The organism is Saccharibacillus kuerlensis DSM 22868 (genome assembly GCF_000378145.1).
Taxonomy (GTDB): Bacteria; Bacillota; Bacilli; order Paenibacillales; family Paenibacillaceae; genus Saccharibacillus; species Saccharibacillus kuerlensis.
In genome coordinates this window covers 106,540-118,259 of the sequence record NZ_KB899289.1, presented here as the reverse complement: position 1 = coordinate 118,259, position 11,720 = coordinate 106,540, and the positions used below count along the sequence as shown (strand labels likewise).

Annotated in this window: 8 protein-coding genes and 1 pseudogene; 3 read left to right on the top strand and 6 right to left on the bottom strand. The window is 48.5% G+C overall.

Annotated features, from left to right (window positions below; all coding sequences use genetic code 11):
• Nucleotides 1–18: 18 nt before the first annotated feature.
• Nucleotides 19–782 (bottom strand): annotated as a pseudogene (locus F456_RS24840) (IS5 family transposase).
• Between the two features lie 670 nt (nt 783–1,452).
• Between F456_RS24840 and F456_RS22610 the strand changes: the two are divergent.
• A complete protein-coding gene (locus F456_RS22610; RefSeq protein ID WP_083923685.1) occupies nt 1,453–3,708 on the top strand; it encodes an ATP-binding protein in 2,256 nt (751 codons plus the stop codon).
• Nucleotides 3,709–3,850: 142 nt separating this feature from the next.
• Here the strand turns inward: F456_RS22610 and aguB are convergent, their stop codons facing one another.
• The 3 genes from aguB to F456_RS0114100 all read right to left on the bottom strand — a co-directional run bounded on the left by aguB (nt 3,851) and on the right by F456_RS0114100 (nt 7,236).
• Nucleotides 3,851–4,732 carry an N-carbamoylputrescine amidase gene (gene aguB, locus F456_RS0114110; protein ID WP_018977697.1) on the bottom strand — a complete coding sequence of 294 codons (882 nt, stop codon included), beginning with the start codon at nt 4,730–4,732 and terminating at the stop codon, nt 3,851–3,853.
• 130 nt (nt 4,733–4,862) lie between these two features.
• Nucleotides 4,863–5,891, bottom strand: coding sequence for an agmatine deiminase family protein (locus F456_RS0114105; protein WP_018977696.1), 1,029 nt, complete (start codon nt 5,889–5,891; stop codon nt 4,863–4,865).
• A 97-nt stretch (nt 5,892–5,988) separates the two neighbouring features.
• Nucleotides 5,989–7,236 carry a Bcr/CflA family multidrug efflux MFS transporter gene (locus F456_RS0114100; RefSeq protein WP_018977695.1) on the bottom strand — a complete coding sequence of 416 codons (1,248 nt, stop codon included), beginning with the start codon at nt 7,234–7,236 and terminating at the stop codon, nt 5,989–5,991.
• 389 nt (nt 7,237–7,625) lie between these two features.
• On the opposite strand from F456_RS0114100, the gene F456_RS0114095 reads away from it, so the two are divergent.
• Nucleotides 7,626–8,756, top strand: coding sequence for an AI-2E family transporter (locus tag F456_RS0114095; RefSeq protein ID WP_026293891.1), 1,131 nt, complete (start codon nt 7,626–7,628; stop codon nt 8,754–8,756).
• Nucleotides 8,757–8,875: 119 nt separating this feature from the next.
• Here the strand turns inward: F456_RS0114095 and F456_RS0114090 are convergent, their stop codons facing one another.
• Nucleotides 8,876–9,763 carry an aldo/keto reductase gene (locus F456_RS0114090; RefSeq protein ID WP_018977692.1) on the bottom strand — a complete coding sequence of 296 codons (888 nt, stop codon included), beginning with the start codon at nt 9,761–9,763 and terminating at the stop codon, nt 8,876–8,878.
• Between the two features lie 107 nt (nt 9,764–9,870).
• Nucleotides 9,871–10,365: a GNAT family N-acetyltransferase gene (locus tag F456_RS0114085; protein WP_018977691.1), complete on the bottom strand. Its 495-nt coding sequence runs from the start codon at nt 10,363–10,365 to the stop codon at nt 9,871–9,873.
• 195 nt (nt 10,366–10,560) lie between these two features.
• Between F456_RS0114085 and xerS the strand changes: the two genes are divergently transcribed.
• The gene (gene xerS / locus F456_RS0114080) at nt 10,561–11,646 is read left to right on the top strand and encodes a tyrosine recombinase XerS (protein ID WP_018977690.1); all 1,086 of its coding nucleotides are present in this window, start codon (nt 10,561–10,563) and stop codon (nt 11,644–11,646) included.
• Nucleotides 11,647–11,720 lie beyond the last annotated feature (74 nt).

The following is an 11,720-nucleotide window of genomic DNA, read 5'->3' as shown; positions in this document are numbered from 1 at the left end:
TAGGGCGTGTACGCAAACCTATTTAAGCCAGATTCGAATCGAAATCAAAGCCAAAAAAGCCTTGAACATGCTCGCTGTCTTGTCGTAACGAGTGGCCAGGCGTCGGTAGTTTTTCATTTTGTTGAAAAAGCATTCGACCAGATGACGTTCTTTATATACCGTACGGTCATAGACGTGCTGCACTCGGCGATTCTTCTTGCTGGGAATTACAGCGACTGCATTTTGTTCCCTTAAAAGAGTTCGAATCGCATCGGTATCGTAAGCTCGATCGGCTAAAACCTCACGGTTTGACAGGTCGAACTGAGATAGCATTTCGTATCCTTTGACCGAGTCATGAGCTTGTCCAGGCGTCAGTTCGAACTTGAGCGGATTGCCCAGCGCATCGACGACTGCATGGATTTTGGTTGTCAATCCGCCTCTTGATCTTCCGATCGCTTGCTTGTGCTGCCCCCTTTTGCGCCTGTTCCATGCTGGTGAACGCGCACAATCGTCGTATCGAGCATCATTTGTTCGAAGTCCGGTTCAATCGCGACATGTTCCAAGATTTTGTCCCACGTTCCCGATTTCTGCAATCGCCAAAAGAAACTATAAGCCGAAGACCAAGGCCCATAATAATCCGGTAAATCTCGCCAAGCTGCTCCGGTACGAGCGACCCAAAGAACGGCATTCAGTCGGTGTCTTCGGTCTTTAGGTGGACGTCCTCCCTGAGTTTTTCGAGTCGGTGGCAAGAAAGATTCGATGGCATTCCATTCCTCATCGGTTAAATCGTATCGTCGTCTCATATCTTTAATTTAACAGATTTGATCATATTCTTGAAGTTTGCGTACAGGCCCTAGTAATCTCGCCGCTTTGCAAACCGCAGCCCGACAGCAGAGCCATCATTCCGAGCAAGACCGTTAAAGCGAAAAGCTTCTTTCTTTTCGAATTGAAAGTGAATCCTTTTGCCTGCATAATGCTCCTCCTCGTTTGTATGAATAAACGTCATGACACGAGGAGCAGCAGTCGCTGCTGTCTTCATCGGGAGCTTCACGGCGACGGACCAGTCGACAGAAACTTGAAGGCGATTCGCAGCCGTGAGGCGCAGGAATCAAATGAAAAGCACAGCTGTAATCGTAATTGTCGTTTTTGAGCCATGTGATGTGCAGATCACCATACAAAAACAACAAATAAAAATAACGCAGAACAAGCAATAAGCTGACGGAGAACAAATAAGGAAGCAGGTCCTGCAAATCGAGCAGCTCAAGCAAAGGATTCACCTCCTTTCGCTATTTAGTATAAATAAAACTGTGTTTGTGAATATTATAACAAATTCAAAATCTCTTGTATATCTTCCCTCCATTTCAAAGCTTCCTAAAGCCTTGTCCCCTCCTTCCTTGTTGCTTCAATTTCTTCCCATTAAGGTAAACAAGCTGTAGGAGCCAATCCAAATCGAATGAGAAAGCAGGAAGCCCAATGATGAGCTACCGAAAAAAACAGCTGCTCGGCTTCGGATTTATTTTATTCGCTCTTATGATTCTGCTTTTTGTGCTGGCCTTCATGCTTGATGGGGTCCGTCAAAATTTGTCGGAAATCGTGGACGAACGTTATGATAAAGTCAGTCGTTCAGCGGCATTTCGCAATAATTTCTCCTACCTTGACAGTGAGGTCGGTTATTTAATTAACGAGAGCGACCCTCAGCAGGCTATTAGGCATGAATCGCAGATTGATAGACGAAGCCAGAATGCCTACAATCATCTCTCTTATATGCAGCTTCATATTGGCCACGATTCCAACGGCAGTTTGCTTGGTTCGATTCAGCAGGGTCTTGATCGTTACATGAATGTTGTCGGACAAATTAACAGCGCACTGGAACAAAATGATCCGGATACTGCAGCTGCTCTCTATGTAGAGGAAGCGCAAGATATACGAACCAATCTACTCCGAAATCTGAGCGAATATACGGCTATGCAGGAAGAGAAAATGCTCCGTGCACAGAAAGAGGCTGATCAGCGCTTTGGACACATCTTGGTCGTAAGTGCCATGTCTGCCCTTGCTATTATTTTGATTGGTGTTGCTTCTGCCCTTTGGGTTATTCGCGGAACTGGACGCAGTCTACGGCGGATTACAGATGTCATGGATCGCTTTGATCCCAGTGCGGTTGAACGCATGCCCCGGCTTGAAGTGACTACCGAGGACGAAATCGGTAATATTGCACGTGGATATAACCACATGATCGATGCTCTTGAAGGTCATAATCAGCGAGTACGGGAGTTTAATCAGCGTATTGAAGACAATAACTGGCTGCAGACCCGACTTAATGAGCTGGCTTTGTTGTATCAACAGGTCTCCGGTCCGGATACACTTGCACGTATGTTCCTTTCGGTTGTCGCCCCCGCCGTACACGCTTCTTCAGGACTCTTCTATATTCGAGAGAAAAAGGACGGACAAACGCGTTTCGTTCGCATCGCTGCTTATGCAGACGGCGGACCGAACAATACAGCCGCAGAGTTCCCGATCGGCGAAGGACTGATCGGACAGGCTGCATTGGACGGTCGGGAAATTCTTATCGACGTACCCGATGATTATACAGGAACTATGCGTGCGGGAAGCGGAGCTTTTCGCCCCAGCCAAATTTGGGTTGTACCTATTGAAGCTGAAGATCGGGTTGAAGCAGTCATTGAACTTGCTTCTCTCGAGCCCTTTACCCTGCTTCACCGTCAGCTAATTGAACAGCTTCGATCGACACTTGGCATTGCCCTGCAAAGTGTATACGGAAGAGCCGAGGTGGAACGGCTGCTGCAGGAATCCCAGACTCTGACACAAGAATTGCAGAGTCAACAGGAAGAACTTCGTTCTGTCAACGTCCGGCTCAAACAGCAGTATGTTCAAGCCGAACAAAGTCGAAAAGAACTCATTGAAGCGCAGACGGAGCTGGAGTCGACAGCCGAAGAGCTGCGGCAGTCGTCGCAGTACAAATCTGAATTTTTGGCAAACATGTCTCATGAGCTGCGGACGCCGCTTAACAGTATTCTGATCCTTTCCCAACTCATTGCCGAAAATCCCGAAGATCTTGAGTCCGAAGGTAGATCTTATGCCGAGATTATTCACCGATCAGGTCAGGATTTGCTCGACATCGTTAACGATGTACTGGATTTGTCCAAGGTCGAAGCCGGCATGCTTGATATCAATCGCGAACTTTTCTCACTGCATGATTTTCCTGAACTGCTTCATTACGGCTTCGAAGCACTGGCCAATCAGAAAAATCTTGAATTCGAAATCTCGGTCGCCGAGAATGTACCGGAATTTTTCTATACCGACAGTAAGAGGCTTCAACAGATCGTCAAGAATCTGCTGTCTAACGCTTTTAAATTCACTTCGAAAGGTAAAGTATCTTGTAAGCTGGAAGCGCTGGATGCGGGCGACATCCCTTGTTCCGCTTTGGGAGCCCAAAAGGGAAAGCCAGCTATTGCTATCACGATTCACGACACAGGTATTGGCATCGCGGAAGACAAACGCGAAATTATTTTCGAGTCTTTCCGGCAGGCCGATGGCAGCACCGAGCGTATGTATGGCGGCACGGGCTTAGGCCTTTCAATTTGTCGGGAATTCGCTCGCCTGCTTGGCGGATGTATGACTCTGGTGAGTGCGGAAGGTCAGGGCAGTTCCTTTACACTTTATTTGCCTGAAATGACGGAAGAAGAACGCGACGATTCTCGCGCAGAACAGTGAGAAATTAAGATATGCCGTTGGTTCGACAGGTATGCAAACTCATCGGCTTACTGGAACAAACTGAGATAAAAGCCGCGGAAAAGAATAGAAATAAAAACAAGCCTATCCCTGTCAGGGATAGGCTTGTTTGGAGTTGGAAAAGTTACTGCTGAATCTTCCGTTCGCCATCGTAGGTGGCCAACACGCCGTAAAGTTCCGGTCTGCGATCGCGGAATACTCCCCATTCAATTCGATCGATTTCAAGCTGATCGAGATCGAATTCGGCGGTCAGTACTTCTTCGCGGTCTCGGCTCGCTTCGACAATCTTGCTGCCGCGCGGTCCTGCAATAAAGGAAGATCCATAGAAGTTGATCTTGGAGTCTTCGTCTTCTTCCGGGCCAATCCGGTTGGAGGCAATGACCGGAATCAGATTGGAACCTGCATGACCGAGCATGCACGCCTGCCAATGATCTTTGGAATCGATCGTACTGTCCTGCGGCTCGGAACCGATTGCGGTCGGATACAGCAGGATTTCCGCGCCCATCAAGGCCATAGCGCGAGCCGCTTCCGGATACCACTGGTCCCAGCAGATGCCTACACCGATCTTGCCATAACGAGTATTCCAGACTTTGAAGCCGGTATCCCCCGGATTGAAGTAAAACTTCTCTTCATAGCCCGGTCCGTCCGGAATATGACTCTTACGGTACGTACCCAACACTTCGCCGTCCGCGTCGATCATGGCGAGTGCGTTATAACGGGCATAGTTTTTCTTTTCATAAAAACTGATCGGCAGTACGACTTCCAATTCCTTGGCAATCTGCTTGAAATGATGGATCGCTTTGTTGCTTTCAAGCTCCGTTGCATATTGATAGTATTCCGCTTTTTCTTTCTGACAGAAATAAGGAGTCTCAAACAATTCTTGCAGCAGAATGACCTGTGCGCCTTCGGCTGCCGCTTTGCGCACCAATGCTTCGGCTTTGCGAATGTTATCATCGATATCCCAAGTGCAGCTCATCTGTGTGGCAGCTACTTTTACTTTTCTCATGGGTAAAGTTCCAGCTCCTCTCGGTATTCATCTAAATTTCTATTCATGCTTAATGATTGTTTCTTCATTGTTTTACCCGTTAACGGACTTGCGTCTCGATCTTTGGAACACTTCTTATCATCTATTGCGTTTAGATTCCTGTAGGAATCTGCTGGGTTGTGCAGTGGACGTTGCCGCCTTCACGAATAACAGCCATGCCGTCGATCGTGCGAATACGGTAGTCCGGGAATGTACGCTGCAGCACTTCTTCGGCCAGACGGTCAGTCTCAGCCGCTGCTCCGCCGAACACCGGCAGAATGATGCCTCCATTAACGAAGTAGAAGTTGAGATAGCTGAGCGTCAAACGGCTGCCTTCATAATCCGCAAACGGAGGCTGCTGAATCTTAATGATCTCAAGCTTCCGTCCTTTGGCATCGACAGCTTCCTCCAAAATACGCAGATTCTCCTGTGTGATAGCATAATTGTCGTCCGCAGGATCATCGCATACTTGAATAATGACTTTGCCCGGTGCGGCGAAACATGCAATATTGTCAACATGTCCATCCGTCTCATCGCCGGCAAGTCCGCGGTTCAACCAGATGATTTTTTCAACGTTGGTGAAGTTCTTGACGTGTTCTTCGATCTCTTCACGGCTCATCGAAGGATTGCGGTTCTCGTTCAGCAGGCATTCCTCGGTTGTCAGCATGGTGCCTTCGCCATCTACATGGATCGATCCACCTTCAAGTACAAGCGGCGCATCAAATTGACGCAGCCCCAGATGCTTCAGCACAGCCGGCGCTACTGCATCGTCCAAGTCCCAAGGTGAGTATTTACCACCCCAAGCATTGAAGCCCCAGTTGATTCCTGCACGCTCTCCCTGCTCGTTTACAACGATTGTCGGTCCGTTGTCGCGCAGCCAAGCATCGTTGTGCGCAATAGCCAACAGATCGACTGAATGTCCTTCAAAAATCGGCTGCAGCCGGTCTACATCCTCCGGATTCACCACCAGGGTAACCGGTTCAAACTCGGCGATAGCTTTGACCAGTTCAGCATAGCCTCCGCATACTTCCTCGTAATTGTCCGGATATACCATCGAGGATTGGATCGGCCAAGAGAGCATGGTCCGCTCATGCGGCGCCCACTCGGCAGGCATTCTATAATGAAGAGCTTTTGGATTCATTGTCAGTTGTCCCCTTGCCTAGAAAATAAAATTCAATTACCAGGGAATGTCGTATAAAAAACCTTTCTACATTCGCGAACACCATCATACAATAAGTTCACGCTTTATTCAAAGGTTGTTTGCGCGCAAAATTCCGTGCCGGAAGAACCAGCAGCAGATAAGAACTGAGTGCCAGCAGCTCGGCGCAGCCGATTACAAGTCCCATTGGGAATGCCGTCCCACCGCCACCAAGGCCGACAAGCGGACTGGCCGCCGCACCGAGCAGCAGCGGCAGCAGACCGATCAGTGCTGAGGCACTGCCCGCTGTACGGGACTCTTGACTCTGCATCGCTAACGCAGTCGTTGTTGAAGCAACCATCCCGACGCTTGCTACAATCAGGAACAGCAGCGGCGCGATTGCCCATAGCCCTCCGCCAAACCAGCTTACCGCAGTCAATGAGATGCCTGCGCAGAACGCAATCAGCAGGCCGGTAACCAGAAGCCGGTTTTCGCCCATTCGGTGAACCAAACGTCCGGTAATTTGCGAGAAAAGCACAATTCCGAGTCCGTTAATAGCGAAAAACAAGCTGTAGCCCTGCGGTGAGATGCCAAACATATCCTGAATGACAAACGGAGAACCGGCAATGTAAGCGAACATCCCTGCCATTACAAAAGCCTGCGAAAAAGCATACCCAACAAAAGCACGATTACGAAGCAGCTGACCGAAAGTACCCAGCGTCTCTCCCAGACCTCCTGAAGAGCGGCGCTCCTTCTCCAGCGTTTCTGGCAGCGCAAGCACGACAGCAAGCAGCATCAAGGCACCGATCGCGCATAATACAGAAAATACGCCGCGCCAGGATACATATTCCAGAATGACTCCTCCAAAGATCGGAGCCAGAATCGGAGCCAAACCGTTAACCAGCATCAGCATGGTGAAGAACTTGGTCAGTTCCGTTCCGGAAAAGAGATCGCGAACAACCGCACGAGAAATCACGATTCCCGCTGCCCCAGCCGCTCCTTGAATAAGCCGCAGCACGATAAATACCGAAATTGACGGCGCGAAAGCACAGGCCAGCGACGCCAGCGTGTAGAGGACAAGCGCGATAATCAGTGGCTTCCGGCGGCCCTGAATGTCGCTTAGAGGACCCGCAATAAGCTGTCCCAGAGCAAGCCCTAGCAAACACGCCGTCAGGCTGAGTTGAGCAAGGGAAGCCGTCGTTTCGAGATTTTCCGCAAGCGTAGGCAGTGCAGGCAGATACATGTCGATCGACAGGGGACCGAATGCCGAGAGCGCACCAAGAATCAGTACGAATTTCAGCCGCTGCGCACGGCCGATCGGCATTTTTGAAAAAACAGAATTGGACATAAAATCTACAGCTTCCTTTCTTATAAGAAAATGAATAGAGACGCTAATGTTTGATTATCAGATTTTCTGGGATTGTCGTCAATGCTTGTCGGCAGCTTTAGAGCACTCTTTTTCTTTTGGTACCTTTTTCGAGCGATTTTTCGTTTTTCTATTGTGAATTTTTCATGTAATGATAAAACTTAATTTGTATAAAAAGAAACCAATCAACCAAAACAAACGTAGAGCATAACAGGCTTTTGGAATACCTATAAGAAGAGTCAAAATGAGATCGTTCTGCTCGCTTGTACGCTCCAATCTTCTGGAAGCCAACTTGCGTACATTCGGCTCATTTTGTATGCTTGAACTCAAAGGTCTTATCGAAGATTATGTAAAGAATGGAGAAGTGCAAAATGATTCAACCAAGGTCTTGGTCAGGGCGATTTCGACGCATATTTTTGAATAACAAGTTTGTGCTCTTCCTGTTTATCGCGCTGCTTGTCGGCGTAAATGTTTTGGTCTTCTCCAAAATATCGTTCATCTTCAATCCGCTCTGGGTGCTTCTCAAGACGATTGTACTTCCGATCGTTTTAACTGGAGTCGTCTACTATCTCCTTAATCCTATCGTCAATTTCATGGAACGCAAAAAAGTTAAACGTGTACATACTATTCTCTTTTTATACCTTGTCATTATCGGAATCTTGGTTACAGTAATCACGATGATTATACCGGTCATTCGCGAGCAGCTGCTCGGATTTTTCCAGAACTTTCCGGCTTACAGTCAAACTATTCAAACGGAATTCGAAAAGTGGATCGGCAGTGATCTCGTTGCCCAGTTCCAAGTTGCGACCAGCTTGAATACACAGGAACTTGTCAGCTCAATCTCCGAACGTGCCACTATGATTCTGACTCAGACTTGGTCGGGAATAGGCGGTGTTATCGGTGTTGTCAAAGATCTGGTACTGGCTATCGTTACCCTGCCATTTATTCTCTTCTATCTGCTGAAAGACGGACGCAGACTGCCGAATTATATTCTCAGTTTTATTCCGACCAAACTGCGTCCGGGCACACTCACCGTACTGCAGGAAACGAATCATCAGATCAGCTCTTATATTCGCGGACAGATTATTGTCAGCATGTGTATTGGTGTGCTGCTGTATATCGGCTATCTGATTATCGGACTTGAATACTCGCTTGTTTTGGCCATTGTCGCCGCTTGTACAGCTATCGTCCCGTATCTGGGACCGGCAATTGCCATTACACCCGCCATTATTGTCGCTGCCGTTACTTCGCCAATCATGCTGCTTAAAATGGTTATCGTCTGGACAGTCGTCCAGCTGATCGAAGGGAAATTCATTTCCCCGCAGATTATGGGTAAGTCGCTTAAGATTCATCCGATTACCATCATCTTCGTTATACTGACGGCAGGCAATCTGTTCGGCGTTATCGGAATTCTTCTTGCCGTGCCTGGTTATGCAGTGCTTAAAGTATTGGCAACACATGTATTCGATTGGTTCAAAATGCGTTCACAGTTGTATTTGTAAGTCGGTAGAAAGTTCGGCTTTCAATGATGCATCTGTCTAATATTAAAATATCGAAAAGCCCCTGCTTCCGCTTCAGCGGAAACAAGGGCTTTTTTACGAACTGCTTTATGAACTTTTTATCAAGTACGTCCGGTCCAATCGGCAGGGGCAATCTCCTGCCAGCGGCGCCGGATTTCTTCATAACGCTCTCGGTCAAGTGGTCCTTCTTCCAGCAGCTTGGCATTCTCGTGCCAGCGATCAGGCTTCTTCGTGCCCACGATAGCGGTATGAACACCCGGTGTCGACAAGGTGAACCGCAGCGCTGTACCAATCGAATTTTCTTCGGACTGAAAGCCAAAATTCAAATCGCGCAGTCGATTCCAGTACACATAAGCATAATCGTCCGGCTCTACCGTATCAAACAACCATGCAGCGTTGGCAATTGGCCGTTTGATCGTCACACCCATATTGCGCTTGATCGCCTCCGGCAGTGTTAGCTCAATCGCCTCCTGGTCGGCCACATTCAATGACGTTTCCAGACTGTCGAATACGTCTGTACGAATTGCGTACAAGGCATCTGTCGTATCACCGCTGTAGCCGATAAAGCGTGTCTTACCGTCCTGCTTGGCCCGCTGCAGCACTTCAATAACCGCTCCCTGACGCAGCACCTCTTCGGAGCAGCTATGCAGGTGGATCATGTCCACATGATCTACCTTAAGCCGCTTCAGGCTGCGGTCAATCGTTTCTGCCAGCGTGCGCGGATCCCAGTCAGGTCCGTCGACTCCTGCAGCATGACCGCATTTGGTGAACAGATAAAAGTCATCGCGCCGGTGGGAGATCGCTTTGCCGATCAGTTCCTCGCTGTCTCCGTAGCATTCGGCCGTGTCGATGATATTAAGCCCTTCGTCGATCGCGCTTCCCAGCAGTTTGTCCACCTCGGCCTGCGATACTCCTCTGCCGATCTCGGAACCGCCGAAACCCAAGACGCTTACCTCCATACCGGTACTGCCGTAGCTTCTTTTCTCCATTTTGTTCCCTCCTATTCGCGGCGATCAAGTCTATACGCCCACTGTCCATTTACCCAGCTCTAACGAAAAAGAAAGCGCATTCTTCAATTCTTTTTCTGTAGATCCTTTCAACTTTCGAAATACTGGCTTGGATGGCCTTGAAAAGGGTGGCATCGCTCCTTATAAGCTCCTCCTGTGTATATGCCGATAATCTGCCGCCAAAATCGCTGTGCAGGCTCGTTATTTTGAAGCTGTGTTACCTTCCAACGTCCACGGAAGCGATCGAAAAGCATGACTGCTGCACGCCGACCCACGCCGCGACGCCGAAATTTTTGCAGAACAAAAAACTCAACCATATAGTAGGAAGGCTTCTTTCCTCCCTCATCGCTGCGCTCTACGAGAGCCAATCCTGCGACTTCGCCATTTGAACGAATCAGGAACGGGAATTTCTCTTCCGGCCTACTCCAAAACTCACCTAAATCAGGATAATCCGGAAAACGTCCGTTCTCATCCGCTGCAATGTCCAGATAGCGCGTAAAATCGTACAAATAGAGTTGAAGCAGATTTTCGATCACTGTCCGCCGCATCTCCGGCACAAGTTCCAATTCTACATTCGGTTCCATTCTTTTGGCTCCTTTTCCCGGAGTAATGCCTATCCTTCTCTCTTTATCGTAACCGACACTGCGGCTGTTCGGCAACTTCTCCGGTGAATGCCCCAACGCTCGGATGTCTGGCAAGCTCCAACCTGTGGTACACTGAAAACAGAAGCCGGACTGTTCCGGAACAACCGTTCACCATCTGCGAAAAGAGGAACCGCCATGAGTATTCAGAAAACGATCGATCGCGCACGTCTGGGTGAGAAGCTGCCAGAAATGCCCTGGTACGTTCAGCAGTTTATCGACTACAAACTCCCGGATCTTTCTCCGTCCACGCTGCTGGAATATGTCCGGGATTACGAGTCTTTTTTCAATTGGATTCGTGCCGAAGGCTTGTCTGCCGCTCCCGCTCTCAAAGATGTAACGCTTGAAGAGTTGGAATCGCTGCGAATGGAAAACATTACGGCTTATCGCCTGTACCTGACGACACGCACCGAAGGCACCAACTCGCGGACCACTGTCACCCGGAAGCTGTCGGCGCTGCGTTCAATGTTTCATTATTTAAGCCAAATTGCCGAAGACGAGCATTTTTATCCGCTTCTCAAGCGCAACGTAATGGCAAAGATCGAAATCAAACGGACAAACAAACCGAAAGATACGGCTGCCAAGCTGAAAGGAAAAATTTTGGAAGAAGAAGAATTGACCTCGTTTATCGATTATATCCGCGAAGGTTATGCAGCCGATGTTGCCAATAACAAGCAGGCGCTGTACGCCCACGCCAAAAATAAAGAACGCGACGCCTGTATCGCCAGCCTTATTCTCAATTCCGGCCTGCGTGTATCGGAAGTCATTAATTTGAATATGAACGATCTCGATCTTGGCAACAAGCTGCTGCATGTGATGCGCAAAGGCAATAACGACGAGACTTTTAAAACACCTGTCTACTACCGCGATCAGGCTCGTCTCAATCTGGAACGTTATCTGGCGCTGCGCGATACCGAATACGCCGCACCCAAACGGGAAAAAGCTCTCTTTCTCGCCGTTCCAAACGGACAAAAAGAAGGCAAACGGATGACCAAACGCGCTATTCAAGCCATGATTATCAAATACGCGAAGCGTTTTGGCAAACCGTATCTGACTGTCCACAAACTGCGCCATTCATTTGCAACGGATTATTATCTTCAGAATGATATCTATAAAACTAAAGAGCAGCTGGGCCATGCTTCTACCGAAACGACCGAGATTTATGCTCATCTGACCGATAAAACGATGTCTGAAGCGATTGAACGACGTGGAAATGAAGAATAGATCAGCAAAAAGGAGAAGCGGCACAGTGTGCACTTCTCCTTTTTGTATACAATGATATTTCGCTTGCCGTATAG